This is a genomic window from Nitratireductor sp. OM-1 (assembly GCF_003296175.1).
Taxonomy (GTDB): Bacteria; Pseudomonadota; Alphaproteobacteria; order Rhizobiales; family Rhizobiaceae; genus Nitratireductor; species Nitratireductor aquimarinus.
On the sequence record NZ_CP029208.1, the window covers coordinates 263,162 to 283,825 of the forward strand.

Here is a 20,664-nt window from a genome sequence, read left to right on the forward strand (position 1 = left end):
GGCTGATGAATGCCACCTCCACCGCCACAAGATAACAGCCGGAGCGTGCATGTCTTTCTGGAAACAGGCAGTTCTCTGCCTCCTCATTCTCGTTGCCGCCGCGCTGGCGTGGTTCTGGTATTATCCCGGCGCGCAGAACATTCTGGCCCGTGCGGGCCTGATGGAAGAGGCGCCTGCGGCCACGAGTGGAGCCGCTTCCGGCAATGGGCAGCGCGGCCCGGGTGGCGGCGCGCCCGGTCCCGTGGTCACCGCACCGGTGGCCTATGCCACGATCAATGACAGGCTGAACGCCATCGGCACCGGCCGCGCGCTGCGGTCGGTTTCGGTGAACCCGCTCACCTCCGGCACGCTGACCGAGCTTGCCGTCGCATCGGGCGCGGAAGTTCAGGCCGGCGATTTGATCGCAAAGCTGGATTCGGATTCCGAAGAGATTGCGCTCGACCGCGCCGTCATCGCGCTCGACGACGCCACGACGAAGCTTGAGCGCATCATGGCGCTGCGCGCCTCGAACACGGTGAGCGTGGTACAGCAGAACGAAGCGGAACTGGCGTTACGCAATGCCGAGCTTGCCAAGCGGGAAGCGCAGCTGGCGCTCGACCGCCGCTCCATCACCGCCCCCATCGACGGCACGGTCGGCATTCTGCCGATTTCCGCCGGCAGCTATGTAACCAACAGCACCGAGATCGCGACCATTGACGACCGCTCGCAGATCCTCGTCGATTTCTGGATTCCCGAGCGCTATGCCGACCTGATCGAGATCGGCGCGCCGCTGACCGCAGCTTCGGTCGCGCGCAGCTCTTCCGTTCATGAGGGCGAAATCAGCGCGCTCGACAACCGCATCGACCCCGACAGCCGCACGCTGCGCGTGGAAGGCCGCATCGAGAACCCGGACGACCGGCTGCGCGCGGGCATGGCCTTCACCATCACCATGCGCTTCCCCGGCGAAACCTATCCGGCAATCGATCCGCTGGCCGTGCAGTGGAGCGCGGACGGGCCGTTTGTGTGGATCGTGGAGAGCGGGAAGGCGCGCCAGAAGCCGGTGCGGATCATCCAGCGCAACGCAGACAGCGTGCTGGTCGACGCCGAGTTCGCCGAGGGGGATCTGGTGGTGACGCAGGGCATTCACAACATGCGTGAAGGCGCGCCGGTGAACACGGCTGGCAACCCGGCCAGCGCCGGATCGCGCCTTGCCACCGCGGAAGGGTCAGCGACGTGAGGGAAGCGCTCCACAACGCCCAGACGGGCATTACCGCCCTTTTCGTACGACGACCTGTTCTGGCCTTCGTCTTCAACACGCTGATCGCCGTTGCGGGTCTGGCGGCGCTGTTCGGCATCGAGGTGCGCGAACTGCCGGACGTGGACCGCCCGGTGATCACCGTTTCGACCAATTTCTCCGGCGCGGCCGCCGAAACCATGGATCGCGAAGTGACCGCGATCATCGAAGGCGCTGTCGCCCGCGTGCCGGGCGTTCAGGCCATCTCGTCCAATTCCTCTTACGGACGCAGCCGCGTAACGGTGGAGTTCAGCGACAGCGTAGATCTCGACACCGCCGCCTCCGACCTTCGCGATGCGGTGAGCCGCACCCAGAACAGCCTGCCCGACGACGCCGATGCGCCACGCATCATCAAGGCCGACAATGACGCGCAGGCGGTGATGCGCATTGCACTCACCTCCACCACCATGCCTATCCAGGACATGACGACGCTGGTGGAAGACGAGGTGGTGGACGTCTTGTCCGCCGTGCCCGGCGTCGCCGATGTGCAGGTCTATGGCGACCGCACCGAGATTTTCCGCATCGACATCAACCAGACGAGGCTTTCGAGCCTTGGGCTGACGGTGGCCGATGTCTCCAGAGCTCTTGGCACGGTCGCGTTCGACACGCCGGCGGGCTCTCTGAGCAACACGACGCAGAACCTGACAGTGCGGGCGACGGCGGCCATTTCGACGCCCGGGCAGTTCGAAGCGATCTATCTGAAAGACCATGTGCGGCTCGGCGACGTGGCCACCGTGACGCTGGGCGGCGACATCGGCGAAAGCCAGTTACGCGCCAATGGCCGCACGGGCATCGGCATCGGCATCGTGCGTCAGGCCCAGTCGAACACGCTGGAAATCTCGTCCGGCGTGCGTGCCGCAGTGGAGCAGCTGAGCACCACTCTGCCCGACGGGGTGGACATTGAGGTGACCAGCGATGATGCGACCTTCATCAATGGCGCAATCCATGAGGTGGAAATCGCGCTGGTGATCGCCGTGACGGTCGTGCTTCTGGTGATCTTCCTGTTCCTGCGCGATTTCCGCGCGACGCTTATTCCCGGGCTCGCCATTCCGGTGGCCCTGATCGGCACGCTGGCGACGATCTATCTGGCGGGCTTCTCCATCAACATTCTCACCCTTCTGGCGCTGGTGCTCGCCACCGGCCTCGTGGTGGACGACGCCATCGTGGTTCTGGAGAACATCGTGCGCCGCCGCAATGAGGGCATGGGCGCGCGGGCAGCCGCCGTTCTGGGCACGCAGGAGGTGTTTTTCGCCGTGCTTGCGACCACGGCAACGCTGATCGCGGTGTTCGTGCCGATCTCCTTCCTGCCGGGACAGGCCGGCGGCCTGTTCAAGGAATTCGGCTTCGTGCTGGCGATGGCGGTGTTCCTGTCTTCGCTGGTCGCGCTGTCGCTTTGCCCGATGCTCGCCTCGCGCATGCTGATCGCGCATCCCGAAGGCGAAGCACGCGAAGACACCGGCGTCATCGCCAGGGTGGGCGGCGCGATGACGACGCTCTATCGGAAACTTCTGCGCTTCTGCCTCGATGCACCGGCGCTGATCCTGCTCATTTCGGTGCTGTTTGCGGGCGCATCCTATGGCGCGTTCGGCTTCATCAAATCCGAAATCACGCCGAGCGAAGACCGCTCCATGGCGTTCATGCGGGTCTCGGCACCGCAGGGTGTGAGCCTCGATTATTTCGCAGAGCGCCTGCGCCGCATCGAAGCGCTGATCGAGCCGCTGCGCGACAGTGGCGAGATCGTCAGCACCTTCTCCATTGCCGGACAGGGTGCTGGCAATAGCGGTTTTCTGGTACTGCGGCTTGCCCCGTGGGACGAGCGCGACCGCAGCCAGCAGGAAATCGTCGCCGACATCTCCGAACGGGTCCGCAATGAGCCGGGTGTGCGCGCCTTTGTCTTCCAGCCCAACAGCCTCGGCATCCGTGGCGCGGGCAACGGGCTGAGCTTCGCGGTTGCGGGCAACAATTTCACAAAGTTATCGGCCACCGCCGCCACCATCGTGGAGGCGATGGGCGAAGATCCGAGTTTCCGGCAGGCGCGGCTTTCCAGCGATTCCACGCAGCCGCAGCTCTCCATCGCCATCGACCGCGACCGCGCCTTCGATCTGGGGATCGACATTGACGGCCTCGGCAACACGATCCAGGCCATGCTCGACGGCCGCAGGATCGGCTCGGTGTTCATCAACGACCGCAGCGTCGACGTGAAACTCGTCTCGACCACCAATCCGGTCGATGACCCGACCGACCTCGAAAACACCTATGTGAAGGCCGGTGACGGGCGTTTCGTGCCGCTTTCGGTGATCGCGCGGCTCGAAGAACAGGCCGTGCCGCCATCGCTCTCGCGCGAAAACCAGCTGCGCGCCGTGGGCGTCAGCGCGTCGCTTGCGCCGGGTGTTGCGCTAGGCGAAGCCTATCAGCGGGCGCAGGAGATCGCAGAGCCCCTGCTCGAACCCGGCATGCGGCTTGTCCCGCTTGGCGAGGCTGCGGCCCTTGGCGAAACCGCCAATTCGATGCAGATCATCTTCGGCTTTGCGCTGGTGATCATCCTTCTGGTGCTGGCGGCGCAGTTCGAGAGCTTCATCAGTGCGCTGATCATCATGGCAACGGTGCCGCTGGGACTGGCCTGCGCGGTGTTCGCCATGCTGCTGACGGGCACGAGCCTCAACGTCTACAGCCAGATCGGCCTTGTGCTTCTGGTCGGCATCATGGCCAAGAACGGCATCCTCATCGTGGAGTTCGCCAACCAGCTTCGTGACCGCGGGCTCGGGGTGCGCGAAGCCATCGAACAGGCGTCCCTTATCCGCCTGCGGCCCGTGGCGATGACCATGATCTGCACGATCGTGGGCGGGGTGCCGCTGGTGATGGCAAGTGGTGCGGGCGCAGAGGCGCGCATCGCGCTCGGCTGGGTGATGGTGGGTGGTCTCGGCCTTGCCACCGTCTCCACCCTCTTCCTCACGCCGGTCGCCTATCTGCTGCTCGGCCGGTTCATCACGCCCAAGGCGGAAGAGGAGGCGCGGCTGGTGCGCGAGCTCGATCATGCGACCCGACTTGGGGACAAAACCACCTGAATGGGCGCGCCGCGCAATCGCGCGGCGCCAGGCGGGTGACAATCGCAAAACAAAACTGTATCTGTTCGCGGCGCGCAGGCGGGATCAATCCCGCCCGCCTGACCAGCTCAACAGCCACGGAGTGCCCCGTTGACCACCGGGACAATCAGCATTGAAGAAGCGCAGAAACTGGTGGGACAGGAAGTCGGCCTGTCCGACTGGCGTGTTGTCACCCAGGAGATGATCGACCAGTTCGCTGCGGCGACGGACGATCACCAGTTCATTCACACCGATCCAGAGCGCGCCGCACGCGAGACGCCCTATGGCGGAACCATCGCACATGGCTTCCTGTCGCTCTCGCTGCTCTCGACCATGGTTTTCGAGGCTGTGCCCCGTCTCGACGGTTCGGCGATGGGCGTGAATTTCGGCTTCGAGCGCATCCGCTTTCTGGCTCCGATCCGCAGCGGCGCACGCATTCGCGCACGCTTCGTGCTCGCCAACATCAAGCTGCGCCCCTCCGGCATTGCAGAGGTCAATTACGATGTGACGGTGGAGATCGAGAACTCGATCAAACCCGCCCTCACCGCGCACTGGCTGACGCTTGCCATGCCGGACCGCTCGCGCGAGGACTAGTTTCGCAAAGCAGGAAGCAGGCGAACACTGGCTGATGCGACTTGCAACAGTCGGTTGCTTTCGCACACGATATAAGCGCGCTGCATCATCAACTGTTCAGCGACCTGTTTTTTTTGCAGAAAGAGACAGAATAAGAGAATTATTCTTTATCTTTCGCAAATATCAAATCATAAGGCCTGAAACGCAGAGCGACGGGCGCGAAAAGAATATTTTCATGACTACAGATTTTAAAATTCTGGTTGATGAGCCAGCAAAGAAAACTCCGTACGACAACCCCAAAAGCCTCGAGTTCAATTTTCGCGCAAAACGCTTTCAGAATGTACGGACGCTGATCGAGAACGCTTTTTCAGAGAAAAATCAGATTCGCATTCTCGACCTAGGCGGAACCGAGGGATACTGGAAAATCGGATCCGATTTTCTTGAAAAACACCGTCAAAATCTGAAAATTACGCTCGTCAATCTCGAAGCCGAGCGCGTCAAGAACACCGAACTGTTTGATTCACTTGCCGGTGACGCTGCCGATCCGCAGCTTCTGGCGGGCGAGAGCTTCGACCTGGTGCATTCCAATTCCGTGGTCGAGCATGTTGGAAGCTGGGAGCGGATGATCCAGTTTGCCGAGAACACCAAGCGGCTTTCGAAGCGCTATTTCGTGCAGACGCCGAATTACTGGTTCCCCTTCGAGCCGCACTTCCGGACACCGGGATTTCAGTATCTGCCAACCAGTGTCAAGGTTGGCCTTGTCAGGCGCTTTCAGCTGGGCTTTTTCCCGCGCACCCCGGACCTTGAGGAAGCGCGCGATCTGGTCGAGCACAACAAGCTCATTTCGGCCCGTCAGATGCGGCGTCTGTTCGACGATGGAGAGATCCTGTTCGAGAAACTCGCATTCCTCAACAAATCGATCATGGCGATCCGGGCGGGCTAACCGCCAATCACTGATAGAGCGCCTCCCCTGACGCAATGAAGCGGCGGGAGATCAGGCGACAGCGCCACCTGCAATAAAGACCGGCGATGAACGGCGCAGTCATGAGGCGGGCCGGCAGCGCGTGCGCCACCGGCCCGGTCCCCTATTCTTCCGTCAGAGCCTGAACATCATGCTCCGGTGCTGCCGAAACCAGTTCCGAAGCCGGCGACTGCACGAGCAAGAGATAACGCTCATACTGGATCAGAACATCGTGGATGATCTGATCGCGCGTCATGCCCATGATGTCATAACCCTTGCTGCCACTGGAGAACTGCGTCCGCGCCTCATAGCGCAGGCCCGAGCGCGCAGCCTCGAACGCCGAGAATGCAGGCAGTTTCTGAGAAACGGGCGCAACGCCATAGACGAAGTCGCGCATGTCTTCGGCCGGTGAGGTCAGAGCGATGGCGCCCGCCTCTCCATCCTCGACAAAGGCCTCGCGACCGCGATCCGTCAGTTCCTTGGCAACCTGCTCCAGCGCGGGCTTCACATTGTTCTGAATGAAGGTGTGAATTTCCTTCTCGCTGGGCGCATGCATCATCAGGCTCAGCCGGCGCTGCCAGGTGATGCCCGAAGCCGGATGCGCCGGCGCAACCTGCGGAATTCCGGCATGCGCCTCACGCTGGGCAAGGTCTGCCCGCATGCCCACGAAGAGCGCCCAGACAAGCGCCAGCATGACGAAGGTGAACGGCAGCGCACTGGCGACGGTTGCGGACTGCAACGCGCCAAGCCCGCCGGCCAGAAGCAGGCTTGCCGCAACCAGACCTTCCATGCCGCACCAGAACACGCGCTGCAGGGTGGTGGTTTCGGTTTCGCCGCCGGCGGCGATGGTATCGATGACCAGCGAGCCGGAATCCGAGGAGGTGATGAAGAAGATCGCCACCAGAAGGACGGCCAGCGTCGAGGTGATCGCCGTCAGCGGCAGGTAGGTGAAGAACTGGAAGAGGCCGACCGAAACATCGGCCGCGACCGCAGCGCCAAGCTCGCCGGCGGCAACGCCGGTGTCGATGAAGATCGCGGTGTTGCCGAACACGGTCATCCAGAAGAAGGTGAAGCCGGCGGGGATGAACAGAACCGCCGTCACGAACTGGCGCACCGTACGGCCGCGCGAAATGCGGGCGATGAACATGCCCACAAAGGGCGACCAGGAAATCCACCAGGCCCAGTAGAACAGCGTCCAGCCGTCGATCCACGGGGTCGGCTCATAGGCGTAGATGTTGAAGGTGCGTAACACCAGCGTGTCGAGATAGAGACCGATGTTCTGCACGAAATCGCGGAACAGCGCCGATGTCGGACCGACAACCAGCACGAAAACCATCAACAGAACGGCGACGATCAGGTTGGTCTCGGAGAGGATGCGCACGCCCTTGTCGAGGCCGGTGACGACCGAAATGGTGGCAAGCGCGGTGATGACCGCAATGAGCGGCACCTGCACCCAGGGGGCGATGGGAACGCCGACCAGATAGTTGAGGCCGGCATTGATCTGCGTCACGCCAAGACCGAGCGACGTGGCGATGCCGAACATGGTGCCGACGATGGCGAAGATGTCCACCGCGTGGCCAATGGGACCATTGATGCGGTCTTTCAGAAGCGGATAAAGGCCCGAACGAATGGTGAGCGGCAGGTTGTAGCGATAGCCGAAATAGGCGAGCGACAGACCGACCACCGCATAGATGGCCCAGGCGTGAATGCCCCAGTGGAAGAAGGTGACCGACATGGACTCACGCATGGCGGCGATGCTGCCCGGCTCCGCAGTGGGCGGTGCGAGGAAATGCGTCATGGGCTCGCCCACGGCATAGAACATCAGGCCGATGCCCATGCCGGCGGCAAAGAGCATGGCAACCCAGGAATGATATTTGAAGTCAGGCTCGGAATCGTCCGGTCCCAGCTTCAGCCTGCCGAAACGGCCGATGGAAAACAGAAGAACGGAAGCAAGGAAAATACCGACGGAAAGCAGGTACAGCCAGCCGAATGCGGACAGGATATTGCTTTGCAGGGCGGAAAAAACATCGCCGGCCCGGCCGGGGAAGATAACGCCGATCAGGAGAAACACGGCGATAATAAACACCGAGCCGAAAAAGACCGGCGGGTTGATGACAAAACGACTAAACATGGGGAATTACTTTGCGCTCCCGTTTGTGAAACTGGCAGATGGCGCTCGCGATAAAAGCTCCCGACAGAAGCTGACAGCCTGAACAAGGCAAAAAACGCTGAAATCGAGCACCGGCGGCAGGCCTCCCGTTTCTGCTTGCCGCCGGCTAACTTGTCAATGATAGACACGTCAGGCTCACGACAAGACACGAAATGACTTTGCTGAACGGCAATTATCCTGTGTTTTTCTCTAAAAACCCAGAGAACAGAACCATTCAGGATCGCACGTGGCCTTACGGGGTCAAACGACCCCGCACGCCCGAACAAGCTTGAGCAGACGCGGCAGGGATGGCGGCGTGTTTAGCGCGCACCAGGTTTCACGCGCCTCGCCGCCATAGCTTTCCTTGTGCCGGGCAAGCGACTGGGTCGGGTAAACCAGTTTCTGGGCGATCGGGTTTGTGTAGATGAACCGGAAGGCGCGGCGCGTGAGCCAGTCCTTCTGGAACTCCTGATCCTCGATCTTGTGAAACGGCATGAGGCCCAGATAGAGCTTCGGCACGCCTTCGGCCTGGAAGGTTTCCACCGCACGGCGAACGAGGAAATAGGCCGCCAGCGGATCGGTATCGGGCAGCCAGCGGCGGGTGGCCGATAAATAGCCGATCAGCCTGCCATCTTCATAAAGCGGGTCGAAGAAAGCAAAGGCGACCGGCTGGTCGTTCTCGTTGAGGATGAAGAACTTTCGCACATCCGGTTCGTCGCGAAGCTGGATCGGTCGCACGAGAAAAGAGAGTTCGCGCCGCTTGGTGGTGCGGGTGCGCCGCCAGCCGAGCGAAATGGCCTCCACGCGTTTCGGGTCCAGCGAGGCCACCGGCACTTCGGCAACGCGATGCCCCATGCGCTCGAAGCGGTTGGTCGCGGTGCGGAAACTGCGCCGGCTGGGACCGGTGAAACTGTAGGTATCCAGATCGATCAGGCTTTCGATGCCGAGCGCATTGACGAAAAAGCCCTTGGTGGAAAGCAGCTCCGCCATGGGGCGCGAAATCTGCCAGAAGGTGACGTCCGGCCGGACCGCGACAAACGCATCAATCAGATCGGACCAGAGTGCGCGCGGGGCGAGCGGATCTGCCAGCACATAGGCCGTACGGCCCACCATGCGATAGGCGATTGCGCCATGCTCACTGCCGAAATAACGCATGTCGGGCTGATGCGCGACGGAATAGGCCAGCACGAAATTTCCGTGCCGCTGAAGAAGCGCATGGCGCTGTTCATCGGAAAGGTGAGCGTCGTCGCTCGGGAGACTGGTTCTGGACAAGCGCGTAATCTGGTTCACGGCGAAGAATCAAGTTCTGCGCCCCCACGTGGCGATGGATGCCACGCATCGCGGAAAGTGACAAGGTGGAATTGACAATAAAGAAACCATTAGGTTATTTAATTGTCGACTGGAGACTCGCCATGACTGCCTCGATCCTGCCCGCCCAGCCTGAAGCCGCCCCGGAAACGGCGGATGAACGCGTTCTTTTTGCCCTGAAGACCAAAGGGGCCATGACCGCGCAGCGTCTTGCACATCATCTCGCAATCTCGCCGGTTGCCGCGCGCAAACAGCTCGCCCGGCTGGAGGATGCAGCGCTGGTGCAGTTTCAGGAGGAAGCGCGCGGACCGGGCCGCCCGGAGCGCGTGTGGCGGCTGACGGCAAAGGGCCATGGCCGCTTTCCCGACAGCCATTCCGACCTGACGCTGGAGTTGATCGGCTCGATCCGCCGCCTGTTTGGCGAGGAAGGTCTCGACCGCCTGATCGGCCAGCGCGAACAGATCATGCAGCACTCCTATGAGAGCGCGCTGGAGACACAGGACGACCTGAAGGACCGGGTGGCCGCACTGGCCCGCACTCGCGCCCGCGAAGGCTATATGGCGGAGGTGGTGCCGCTCGAAGACGGGGCCTTTCTCCTGATCGAGAACCACTGCCCGATCTGCGCTGCGGCGACGGCCTGCCAGGGTTTCTGCCGCTCCGAACTCAGCGTTTTCAGAACCGTGCTCGGCCCGCAGACGCGGGTGGAGCGCACGGACCACATTCTGGCGGGCGCGCGGCGCTGCGCCTACCGCATAGAAGCCCGTTCAGGCGACTGAACATTTGAAAGCCGGATGCCGCTTTTCGGCCCGGCGCACCAGACGAGGCACATCATGAGCACGACAGGCGCCGGGCAACAGCCCGGCAATTCCGGCTGGGCTGCCATCTCGCAAACCGGCCAACTGGGGCAGTTCGCCCTCTTATGTCTCGGCATCTGGCTACACGCCGCCGACACGCTTCTGGTGGCGACGGCGATGCCGGCTGCGGTGGCGGAAATCGGTGGCGACCGGCTGGTGAGCTGGACGCTGTCGCTCTACCTTTTGGGCTCCATCATCTCGGCGGCGGCTGCTGCACTCATCGCCTCGGCGGCGGGCCTGCGCCGCGCTTTCGTGATCGCAGCGCTCATCTACACGGTGGGCTGCGTGATCAGCGCGCTCGCCCCGAACATGCCAGCCATGCTGCTTGGCCGTTTTGGCCAGGGCGTGGGCGGCGGTCTTCTGGTGGCGCTTACCTATGTGGCGACCCAGCGCCTTTTCCCGGAAGAGATGTGGCCACGGCTGATCGCCCTGATGTCGGCCATATGGGGTGCATCCGCCTTTTGCGGGCCGATGATCGGTGGCTTCTTCGCCGATATAGGCCTGTGGCGCTGGGGCTTCTGGACCTTCGCGATCCAGGCGGTTCTGCTGGCGGTTCTGGTGCCGCTGTTCATGCGGCCGACCAAAGGAGCCTCGGAAACGGCGCAGCGCTTTCCGGTGGTGCGGCTCGCGCTCCTGTCACTCGCCGTTCTGGCGGTGGCGACCGCCGGCATTTATGTGACGCCCGGCGTCTCGCTGCCGCTGGTGGCGGCGGGCGCACTGCTCTTCTATCTGTTCCTGAAGCGTGACGGCAGCCGCGCGACTGACAAGATGTTCCCCACCCGCGCCTTCGATCCGCGCACGGTGGTTGGCTGCGGCTTCATCGCCAATCTGGCGCTCGGAACGGCCATCATGTCTTTCACCGTCTACGGGCCATTCTTCCTGCAGCGCATTCACGGCATGTCGGCGCTGGGCGCGGGCTATGTGATGGCGGCGGAAGCCGTGGCCTGGAGCACGATGGCGATGGTGTTTGCCGGCGTGGGCGCAAAGGGCGAAGTGCGGGTCATCAAGGGTGGCGCATTGCTGATCGTGCTCGCTATTGCCCTGCTCGGGCCGGCGATGGCGGAGGGACCGCTCCTGACCATCGTGCTTCTGTCGATCGCGCAGGGCGCGGGCTTCGGCATGATGTGGGGTTTTCTGATCCGTCGTGTGGTCGCAGCGGCGCCCGGAGACGAGCGCGACAGCGCATCGGCCGCCATGCCGACCACGCAGCAGATCGCCTTCGCGCTGGGGGCAGCCCTTTCCGGCATCATTGCCAACTTGGCGGGCTTCGCAGATGCGCAAACGCCGACAGCCATGCAGCCGGTGGCCATCTGGGTGTTCACCAGCTTCCTGCCGCTGGCCGTCCTTGGCGCTGCTGCCGCCTGGCGGCTCGCCCGCGAGGTTGCGGCAGGAGATTAGTCATCCCGCCTTAGTCATCCCGCCTCGGACGGCCCGTATGGGTGGTCGAGGTGACGGAAACGGGATCACTGGCAGGAAAGGTGTCTTCGAGACCTTCCTCCAGCTCCTCTTCCAGTTCCTCGTCATCCAGCTTTCTGCGCGCCGGCTTTTTGGCGAATTCGGCAGGTGCGCCGGTGCGGGTCGTGCGTGTGACGGAGACCGGATCGCTTGCCGGGAAACTATCCTCAAGCCCTTCTTCCAGGGCTTCTTCAAGGGCTTCTTCCCTGGCCGCGCGTTCGCTTTCGGTTTCAGGTTTTGGCTTCTTGGGGTCAGGCTGCATCGAAATCATCCCTTTTCAGGATCAATGACGAGACAGCCCGTCCGGTTCCAATCTTTCAGCGATTACCGGTCGCGCGAGGCTGCCTCCAGAAGCATGAAGACATAGTCGGAAAAGGAGCGCCAGCATTCCACACGGAAAGCGTCCCTCTCCGTGCGCCACAGAATGACCTCCGCCTTGCCGAAGACCGTGCGCGAGCATGCGCCGACGGGAAAGGCGTCAAGCGAGAGATCCTGCGGGCAACCGGCATTGAGCACGGTCTCGACACGCGGGCCGGAGACAAGCACCGCCGTGTTGCGGTGCGAGACATCAACGGCGGAGTGAAACGCGCTGACAGAGGCGCAGTCCTCCATCAGGTCGCCGCCATTCTCATCGATCACCAGCCATTCGTCGGGACCGAGCCAAAGCGCTGCGCGTTTGCCGCCTGAAACCGACGCTTTGGGGCGCTGCGGCAGGTCGAGCCCGAGCGCCTTCGACAGCGGCTTTAGCGCCGTTTCGGGGGCGCGGAGCAAAAGCCGCGTGGCCGGCTCCGCACGCACCAGCGTGATGCCTTCATCATTGAGAAAGCGCCCTTCGAGCGCGCCTGCGCGGGCGATTGCGTCAGCCATTGGTGCGCTCTCCCTTCTCGTCAAAGAAAACCGTGGAGGTGACTTCCACCGCGATCGCGCCATCGGGCATAGGCACGTAGAGGGTTTCGCCCATGCGTTCATGTCCGCCCGCCACCAGCGCCAGCGCGATGGAATGGCCGCAATTCTCCGACCAGTATGAGGAGGTGACATGGCCGAGCATGGGCACGGGAAGCGGAGCGTCCGGATCGGCGACGATCTGCGCGCCCTCTTCCAGAACCGTTTTCGGATCGCGCGTCCTGAGGCCCACGAGCTGTTTGCGGCCGGGAGCCACAAGATCCGGCCGGGCAAGACCGCGCATACCGACGAAATCCGTCTTCTTCTTTCCGATGGCCCAGGAAAGCCCCGCATCATGGGGCGTTACGGTGCCATCGGTCTCCTGCCCGACAATGATGAAGCCTTTTTCGGCGCGCAGCACATGCATGGTTTCAGTGCCGTAGGCGCAGGCCCCGTGCTTTTCGCCTTCCGCCCAGACGGCCTCCCACACGGCGCGGCCATAGTCGGCCGGGACGTTGATCTCAAAACCGCGCTCGCCGGTGAACGACATGCGGAAAAGCCTCGTGGGAACGCCGCAGATCATCCCCTCCCGCACCGACATGTGCGGCATCGCATCGTCGGAGAGGTCGATGCCTTCCACCAGCGGGGCGATGATGTCGCGGCTTTTCGGCCCCTGAACGGCGATCACCGCCCATTGCTCCGAGGTGGACGTCAGATAGACCTTCAGATCCGGGAACTCGGTCTGGAGATAGTCTTCCATGTGGTTGAGAACGCGCGGCGCGCCGCCGGTCGTGGTGGTCACGTGGAAGCGGTCTTCGGCGAGCCGCCCCACCACGCCGTCATCATAGATGAACCCGTCCTCGCGCAGCATGACGCCATAGCGGCAGCGCCCGACGCCGAGCTTCTGCCACGGGTTGGTGTACATCAACTCCATGAAGCGCGCGGCATCCGACCCGACGACCTCGATCTTGCCGAGCGTGGTGGCGTCGAAAATGCCAGCACTCTGACGCACCGTGCGGCACTCGCGGGCAACTGCTGCATGCATGTCTTCACCGGCTTGCGGAAAATACCATGCGCGCTTCCACTGGCCGACATCCTCGAACACGGCCCCGTGCGCCTCCGCCCAGTCATGCATGGGCGTGCGCCGCACCGGCTCGAACAGACGGCCCTTGCCGTGCCCCACAAGCGCACCGAAAGTGACGGGCGTGTAGGGCGCGCGGAACGTGGTGAGCCCCACTTCGGGGATCGGCCGGTCCAACATCTCGGCGGCAATGGCGAGCCCGTGCATGTTGGATGTCTTGCCCTGATCGGTCGCCATGCCGGTGGTGGTGAAACGCTTGACGTGCTCGATGGAGCGCATGCCCTCGCGCACCGCCTGGCGGATGTCCTTCGCGGTCACATCGTTCTGGAAATCAACAAAAGCCTTGGCCGTGTTTTCGGCTCCGGCCCCCTCGCCCGCCCCCAGCATGCCGCCGGACCAGCGCTCGGTGCTGTCTGCGGCAAGTTTTGGCAGCTTGCGGGCCACGCCACCGGCGGCCTCATGCCCGGCCTTCAGGGCCTCGGCGACGGTTTCGCCAAGATCGACCGTGCCGGCGCACGCGCCGACCGACACCATATCCTGCACGGCATTGCCCGGCAGGAAGCGCTGTGTTTCCGCATCGAAGGCCAGCTTGCCACGCGACTGCGAGAAGAGGTGGACGGCCGGCGTCCAGCCGGACGAGGTCAGGAGTGCATCGCAGGCGATCGTGCGCTCCGCGCCGCCGGAAACCGGTCGTACCTTTATGGATGAAACCCTGAGCCGCCCGCCCGTGCCGGTGACGGCATGCCCCGTCAGGCACTCGATGCCAAGCTGGCGGGCCTCTTCCACATGCGGCCCCTGCGGATCGGGCCGGCAATCGACGATGGCGGCGATGCTCACGCCCGAACGCTTCAGGTCAAGAGCGGCCTGCCAGGCGCTGTCTTCTGCCATGTAGACCGCCACATTGCGCCCCACCGTGACGCCGAAATGGTTCAAATAGGTGCGGGCGGCGGACGCCAGCATGATGCCCGGCCTGTCATTGTCGGGAAACACCATGTGCCGCTCGATGGCCCCGGTGGCGAGCACGACCCGCTTCGCCCGCACCTGCCAGAGCCGTTCGCGCGGCTGATCGGTGGCCGGACTGACCAGATGATCGGTCAGCCGCTCGACGAGCCCCACCATGTTCTGCGCGTAATAGCCGAAACCCGTGGTGCGGGTGAGAAGCCGGACATTGTCGCGCGCGGCGAGATCCGCCGTCACGGCCTGCGCCCAGTTCCAGCCGGGCATGCCGTCGATCATCGCGCCGGTCTCATAGCGCAGAGCACCGCCCGTTTCCGCCTGTTCGTCGGCCAGAATGACGCGCGCACCGGCATTGGCGGCAGCAAGCGCTGCCGAAAGCCCGGCCGCCCCGCCGCCGATGACCAGCACGTCGCAATGGGCGAAACGGTTTGCATAACAATCCGGATCGGGCCGGTCGGGCGCTTCGCCAAGACCGGCGGCGCGCCGGATGAAGGGTTCATACACCCGCTCCCAGGCAGCCTTCGGCCACATGAAGGTCTTGTAGTAGAACCCGGCGGAGAAGAAGGGCGACGCCAGATCGTTGAGCGCACCGACATCGAAGGAGAGCGAGGGCCAGCGGTTCTGTGACACCGCGTTTAGCCCCTCATGGATTTCCTGAACCGTGGCCCGCACATTGGGCGCCCTGCGGGCTGCATCACGGTGAACGCCGACCAGCGCATTGGGTTCTTCCGCACCGGCGGAGACCATACCGCGCGGGCGATGATACTTGAAGGAGCGGCCGACAAGATGCACGCCATTGGCAAGCAGGGCCGATGCAAGCGTGTCGCCATGCAGCCCCTCGAAGGACCTGCCATCGAAGGTGAAACGAACGGGATCGGCCTTGCCGAGCCGGCCAGCGGTGGCGATGCGGAAAGGCTGGGTCATCACTTGCCCTCCCCGCCGAGACCGGGCTTCGGCTCGCCTGCCTTATAAGTCGTCAGGAACCGGTCCGATACGGTGTCGCGCGCGGCGTTGAAGAACCGGGCGCAGCCATGGATGTGCCGCCAGCGTTCATAGACGATGCCCTTGGGGTTTGAGCGAATGAAGAAGAACCGCTCGAAATCTTCGTCAGACATTTCGGCCATGTTTTCTGGACGGGCGATATGCGCCTCGCCGGCATGGCGGAACTCCAGTTCCGGCCGGTCTTCCTGGCAATAGGGGCAGTGAATGAGAAGCATGTGATCCCCTTGTTTAGAGCGCCGTGCGTCCATTCGGACGCACAAAGGACGCTCTGTCCTGTTGAATCTGCGCATCGTGCTTTCCGAAAATCGATTCCGATTTTCGGGCCGATGCGCTAGTGCGCCACGGCGGCGGCTGCCGCCTCATCGATGAGCCGGCCATTGCGGAACCGTTCCAGCGTGAAGGGCGCGTTGACGGGATGCGGCTCGTCGCGCGCGACGGTGTGGGCAAAGACATGCGCCGAGCCCGGCGTCGCCTTGAAGCCACCCGTGCCCCAGCCGCAATTCACATAGAGCCCGCTGACCGGCGTTTTTGCGAGAATGGGCGAGCGGTCGGGCGTGACATCGACAATGCCGCCCCAGGACCGCAGCATCTTCATGCGGGTGAAGATCGGGAACATCTCGCAGATGGCGTCGAGCGTGTGCTGGATGATGTGCAGCCCGCCGGTCTGGGAGTAGGAGGTGTATTGGTCCGTGCCCGCCCCGATGACCAGTTCGCCCTTGTCGGACTGGGAGATATAGGCGTGGACCGTGTTGGACATGACCACACAGGGGAAGACCGGCTTGACCGGCTCCGACACCAGCGCCTGAAGCGGGTAGGATTCCAGCGGCACCTGAACGCCCGCCATCTGCATCAGCACCGAGGAATGACCGGCGGCGGCGACGCCCACCTTCTTCGCGCCGATGGTTCCACGCGTGGTCTCCACACCGGTGACGGCCCCGTCTGGCCCGCGATTGATGCCGGTGACCTCGCAGTTCTGAATGATATCGACGCCGCGCGCGGCGGCAGCGCGCGCATAGCCCCAGGCAACCGCATCATGGCGGGCCGTGCCGCCGCGCCGCTGCAGCGCTGCACCCATGACCGGATAGCGCGCCTCGCGCGAAATGTTGAGCGGCGGGCAACAGGCCTTCGCCTCTTCAGGCGTCAGCCACTCATTGTCCACGCCGTTCAGCCGGTTGGCGTGGATATGGCGCTTGAACACCTGCACATCGTGCACATTGTGCGCCAGCATCATCACGCCGCGCGGCGAATACATGACGTTGTAGTTCAGATCCTGCGAAAGCCCGTCCCAGAGCTTCACGGAATGATCGTAGATGCCCGCGCTTTCGTCATAGAGATAATTGGAGCGGATGATGGTGGTGTTGCGGCCCGTGTTGCCGCCGCCGAGCCAGCCCTTTTCCAGCACGGCGACATTGGTGATGCCGTGCTCCTTTGCGAGATAATAGGCCGTTCCGAGCCCATGGCCGCCGGCGCCAATGATGATGACGTCGTAACTCTTCTTCGGCTCGGGAGAGGACCACTGTTCCGGCCAGCCCTTGTGGCCACGCATGGCCTCGCGGGCGATGGCGAAGACGGAATATTTGCGCATGGGCCTCTCCGCAATGCAGGCAGCGCGCCGCAGCCGGGCGCGTTCAGACACAGCCTAGCAGTAACGAAATCCCGCGCAATGGCTTGCGCTGATTGCGACGGCGCTTGCCGTTTTGCGTCAAATTTCGCGCTGAAGAAGACCCGTTGTCACGCAGCCAGATACCGGCTCTCTGCCTGCCGGCGAGAACGCCTCGCCAGCAGACAGCCATAGGCCAGGAAAAGAAGCGAGATATAGAGCTCGCGCACCTCGGAGAGCTCATATCCATCCACCATGTCGACGCCGCGAATGATGAACACCAGCTTGGAGAACACATAGACGGCGGCAAGGGCGATGGCGGCAAGGCGCAGCTCGGAGGATTTGAGCTGGCGCACGATGTCGAGACAGATCAGCAGCCCGAGGAAGAACCAGACCTGATAGGGCACGATGTTCCAGGATTCAAACATCAGCGACGCCACGGGCAGCCCGAAAAGCGCGAAGATGCGCGGCGGGATATAGGGCTCCACCTGACCGGAGAGACCGCCCGCACCACGCGGCCAGCACCAGGGCAGGACCACGAAGCAGAAGATCGCGCTCGTGTAGTAGATGGCCTCGAACTGGTAGGTGTAGAAATTGTGGATGTTGGTTTCATTCTGGATGTTCTTGCTGAAGAGATCGGGCGTGCCCCAGCCGAGCCAATGCTGCCCCCAGGACATCTCCTCCATCAGAATGAGAAACACCACGCCGGCCATGCCGGCCAGCACGAGACATGGCGGGAAGACACCGAGAAGGCGCGCGCCGCGCACGCTGCGCGACCGCCAGGCCGCAACGAGGAAGCTGATGACTGCGGCAACGAGCAGAACCTCGGTCGCCATGCCCAGCGGCTGCATCTCGCGCACAAAATCATTCAACGAGGTGGGAACGAAATGAACGGCGGCGGCGACCGCCAGAAGGAACCCACCAGCGACACCAATGCCCCAGAACGCCTGCGCCCGCTCGCCCCGAACCACCTCCAGGGTGCGCATGACAGGCTTCAACGCGATGAAAAGAAAAAGTGCAGCCAGAAAGGAAATGCCAATCCGGGCGCGACCGAAGGGCGTGAAGTCCGGATCCCCCTTGCGCAGCAGGCCATATCCATGGATGAGTTCGCCATAGACGGCCGAGCCAACAACCAATGCGAAAGCGGCCATGCCGAAACCGAGCCTCATCACGCTGGTTTTTAAGCCAGTGCCGGCCCGCCCATACTTCTCCGACATGTCGATATACTCCAATATACAAGACACGCCTGTGTAGTGCTCTTTCCTTTTCTCTACGTTAACGGGAACTGCCAGTTGAGCGCTTCCGGAAAAAATGCGAAAGAAAGCGCTCGACAGAAATATACCGTTCTGGTATGAGCCAGCGCTATTCGTGGCAGAATATGGCTGCGGAAACCTCTGCCCATGGGCGGAGGAAACCAGAATTCACTTTTGAAAATTAGAAGACCAACGTTCTGACAGGAAACCCACGTGCAGGTACTCGTCCGCGACAACAATGTTGATCAGGCGCTTCGCGCGCTGAAGAAGAAAATGCAGCGCGAAGGCATCTTCCGCGAGATGAAGATGCGTGGGCATTACGAAAAGCCGTCGGAAAAGCGCGCCCGCGAAAAGGCTGAAGCCGTTCGCCGCGCCCGCAAGCTGGCCCGCAAGCGCGCCCAGCGCGAAGGTCTGGTCGGCGGTCGTCCGGGCGCGCGCTAACAGCGCCCATCTTTCGACGATTTCTGTCTGTATCGAACGCGGTTCGACCCTGTGGTCGCGCCGCGTTTTTGCTTACATATATCTCTGCACGAGGATGGGAGTTCTGCATGAGGACGGCAATGGCTTGGTTTGACACTTCGGTTATGGCATTAAAAGCCATGACTTTTTTCCCAGCGCCTTCGCCCAGCCCCCAGAGCCCTCGTGACATGAGCCCCCGTAACATGAGCCCCCCTGACATGAGGCCCAGCCGCATGCGTTCCCGCCCCCTCAGCCATGGACTTGCCGGCCTCGCACTGGCGGCCCTGTTACCGCTGGCCGCCTGCCAGTCCGGCTCCAATCCGGCGACGGACATCAGCCGTGTGGATACGGCTCAGGGTTCTGCGCAGAACATCGGGTCGCTCAGCTCGGTCATCGACCGCACACCCAACGAGCCCGAAGCCTACAATATGCGTGGCGCGGCTTACGGACGTGCAGGGCGCTATCAGGAGGCGCTGAAGGATTTCGACAAGGCGATCTCGCTTAATCCGCGCTCGCCAAACGCCTATGCCAATCGCGCGCTGATCCACCGCTATATGGGCAACGACCAGCAGGCGCTGGCGGACTATAATCAGGCGATCTCGCTCGATCCCAATTACGACACCGCCTATATCGGCCGCGCGGAAATCTATCGCCTGGCCGGCCGCAGCACGGATGCGCTGGCGGATCTGGAGCGTGCGATCCAGCTCGATACGACGGACCCGCGCGCCTATTACCGTCGCGGCCTTCTCTATCAGGCTACGGGCCAGCATCCGTTCGCCATCGAGGATTTCGCCAAGGCGATCTCGCTCGCGCCCGATCAGCCCTATGGCTATAACGGCCGCGGCCTCTCCTACCTCGCCCAGGGCGACGACGAGAACGCATTCTCCGACTTCAACACGGCCATCCGACTCGACAAGGACGTGGCGGAGAGCTGGGCAAACCAGGCGCTTGTCTATGAGAAGCGCGGCGACAGGGCGAAGGCTGCGAAGTCCTATTCGCGCGCCCTTCAGCTCGATCCGGACTACATTCCCGCACGCGATGGTCTGGCGCGCACCCGCGCCTGAATTTCACGCACTCGCAGACTGCTGATCTCCTTTCAACGGCCCGCCATCGCGCGGGCCGTTGACGTATGGTCACCAAATTTAATCTGGAACCTTCTCTTTCGTGACGGGTTGTGAGGCCGGACGAAAAAGGAGTTCCAGTGATGAAAAAAGCAATCATTCTCGCTTCCGCCCTGACCGCCGCAGCCGCAGCGCCTGCCTTTGCGCAGGAGCGCGTCGAGGTCGGCGTTCTGGACTGCGTGATCGAAGGCGGCGCGGGCGTTGTGATCGCCTCTTCCCAGGAACTGGCCTGCACCTTCGAGCCCGCTGGCGACGAGCGCCCGCCGGAGACCTATGTGGGCGTGGTGAACAAGTTCGGCATCGATGTGGGCGTGAAGGACGCCACGCAGATGCAGTGGCTGGTTCTGGCCCCGACGGCGGACGCCTATGCGCCGGGCGCGCTTGAGGGCGACTATGCCGGCGTAAGCGCGGAGATCGCAGCGGGCCTGGGTGCGGGCGCAAACATCCTTGTCACCAAGGAGAGCGAGAGCCTGATGCTGCAGCCGGTGAGCCTTGAGGGCAAGACCGGGCTCAACGTCGCCCTTGGCGTCAGCGAGTTCCAGCTGCGTTCGACCTCTGCTGCCGAGTGAGACCTCCCTGCCCCACCCGGCACCAATAAAAAAAGCCCGGCTTCAAGCCGGGCTTTCTTTTGTCCAGAGCGCCTCCGCTGTTCG

17 protein-coding genes are annotated in these 20,664 nt (G+C 62.9%); 9 read left to right on the forward strand and 8 right to left on the reverse strand.

Annotation, left to right across the window (positions count from 1 at the left end; translation table 11 throughout):
* Positions 1-49 precede the first annotated feature (49 nt).
* From DEJ54_RS01205 to DEJ54_RS01220, 4 genes are all read left to right on the forward strand, one after another.
* Entirely contained in the window at positions 50-1,216 is a 1,167-nt protein-coding gene (locus DEJ54_RS01205) for an efflux RND transporter periplasmic adaptor subunit (protein ID WP_113152954.1), read from the forward strand.
* On the forward strand, positions 1,213-4,338 hold the full coding sequence (locus DEJ54_RS01210; RefSeq protein ID WP_113152955.1) for an efflux RND transporter permease subunit: 3,126 nt from the start codon (positions 1,213-1,215) through the stop codon (positions 4,336-4,338). The genes DEJ54_RS01205 and DEJ54_RS01210 overlap by 4 nt, the downstream gene beginning before the upstream one ends.
* A gap of 129 nt (positions 4,339-4,467) precedes the next feature.
* Positions 4,468-4,950 (forward strand): MaoC family dehydratase, encoded by a 483-nt coding sequence (locus tag DEJ54_RS01215; protein WP_113152956.1) that lies wholly within the window; start codon positions 4,468-4,470, stop codon positions 4,948-4,950.
* 34 nt (positions 4,951-4,984) lie between these two features.
* On the forward strand, positions 4,985-5,872 hold the full coding sequence (locus DEJ54_RS01220) for a class I SAM-dependent methyltransferase (RefSeq protein ID WP_245447663.1): 888 nt from the start codon (positions 4,985-4,987) through the stop codon (positions 5,870-5,872).
* A 142-nt stretch (positions 5,873-6,014) separates the two neighbouring features.
* Here DEJ54_RS01220 and DEJ54_RS01225 read toward each other — a convergent pair whose 3' ends face one another.
* Both DEJ54_RS01225 and DEJ54_RS01230 read right to left on the reverse strand, forming a co-directional pair.
* On the reverse strand, positions 6,015-8,021 hold the full coding sequence (locus tag DEJ54_RS01225) for a BCCT family transporter (protein WP_113152958.1): 2,007 nt from the start codon (positions 8,019-8,021) through the stop codon (positions 6,015-6,017).
* Between the two features lie 279 nt (positions 8,022-8,300).
* The gene (locus DEJ54_RS01230; RefSeq protein WP_113152959.1) at positions 8,301-9,311 is read right to left on the reverse strand and encodes a DUF2156 domain-containing protein; all 1,011 of its coding nucleotides are present in this window, start codon (positions 9,309-9,311) and stop codon (positions 8,301-8,303) included.
* Positions 9,312-9,451: 140 nt separating this feature from the next.
* Between DEJ54_RS01230 and DEJ54_RS01235 the strand changes: the two genes are divergently transcribed.
* The gene (locus DEJ54_RS01235) at positions 9,452-10,123 is read left to right on the forward strand and encodes a metalloregulator ArsR/SmtB family transcription factor (RefSeq protein WP_113152960.1); all 672 of its coding nucleotides are present in this window, start codon (positions 9,452-9,454) and stop codon (positions 10,121-10,123) included.
* A 54-nt stretch (positions 10,124-10,177) separates the two neighbouring features.
* Positions 10,178-11,599 (forward strand): MFS transporter, encoded by a 1,422-nt coding sequence (locus DEJ54_RS01240; protein ID WP_113156008.1) that lies wholly within the window; start codon positions 10,178-10,180, stop codon positions 11,597-11,599.
* Between the two features lie 10 nt (positions 11,600-11,609).
* Here DEJ54_RS01240 and DEJ54_RS01245 read toward each other — a convergent pair whose 3' ends face one another.
* From DEJ54_RS01245 to DEJ54_RS01270, 6 genes are all read right to left on the reverse strand, one after another.
* Positions 11,610-11,918 carry a hypothetical protein gene (locus DEJ54_RS01245; RefSeq protein WP_113156009.1) on the reverse strand — a complete coding sequence of 103 codons (309 nt, stop codon included), beginning with the start codon at positions 11,916-11,918 and terminating at the stop codon, positions 11,610-11,612.
* 62 nt (positions 11,919-11,980) lie between these two features.
* Positions 11,981-12,523 (reverse strand): sarcosine oxidase subunit gamma, encoded by a 543-nt coding sequence (locus DEJ54_RS01250; protein WP_113152961.1) that lies wholly within the window; start codon positions 12,521-12,523, stop codon positions 11,981-11,983.
* Positions 12,516-15,500 carry a sarcosine oxidase subunit alpha gene (locus DEJ54_RS01255; RefSeq protein ID WP_113152962.1) on the reverse strand — a complete coding sequence of 995 codons (2,985 nt, stop codon included), beginning with the start codon at positions 15,498-15,500 and terminating at the stop codon, positions 12,516-12,518. The genes DEJ54_RS01250 and DEJ54_RS01255 overlap by 8 nt, the downstream gene beginning before the upstream one ends.
* A complete protein-coding gene (locus DEJ54_RS01260) occupies positions 15,500-15,793 on the reverse strand; it encodes a sarcosine oxidase subunit delta (RefSeq protein ID WP_113152963.1) in 294 nt (97 codons plus the stop codon). The genes DEJ54_RS01255 and DEJ54_RS01260 overlap by 1 nt, the downstream gene beginning before the upstream one ends.
* 116 nt (positions 15,794-15,909) lie before the next feature.
* Positions 15,910-17,163, reverse strand: a complete 1,254-nt coding sequence (locus DEJ54_RS01265) for a sarcosine oxidase subunit beta (protein WP_113152964.1) — start codon at positions 17,161-17,163, stop codon at positions 15,910-15,912.
* A gap of 146 nt (positions 17,164-17,309) precedes the next feature.
* Positions 17,310-18,395, reverse strand: a complete 1,086-nt coding sequence (locus tag DEJ54_RS01270; RefSeq protein ID WP_113156010.1) for a hypothetical protein — start codon at positions 18,393-18,395, stop codon at positions 17,310-17,312.
* A 249-nt stretch (positions 18,396-18,644) separates the two neighbouring features.
* On the opposite strand from DEJ54_RS01270, the gene rpsU reads away from it, so the two are divergent.
* From rpsU to DEJ54_RS01285, 3 genes are all read left to right on the forward strand, one after another.
* Entirely contained in the window at positions 18,645-18,872 is a 228-nt protein-coding gene (gene rpsU / locus DEJ54_RS01275) for a 30S ribosomal protein S21 (protein ID WP_007008828.1), read from the forward strand.
* Positions 18,873-19,123: 251 nt separating this feature from the next.
* Positions 19,124-19,954: a tetratricopeptide repeat protein gene (locus DEJ54_RS01280; RefSeq protein ID WP_162742200.1), complete on the forward strand. Its 831-nt coding sequence runs from the start codon at positions 19,124-19,126 to the stop codon at positions 19,952-19,954.
* 140 nt (positions 19,955-20,094) lie between these two features.
* Positions 20,095-20,580, forward strand: coding sequence for a DUF992 domain-containing protein (locus tag DEJ54_RS01285; RefSeq protein WP_113152966.1), 486 nt, complete (start codon positions 20,095-20,097; stop codon positions 20,578-20,580).
* The last annotated feature ends 84 nt before the right edge of the window (positions 20,581-20,664 follow it).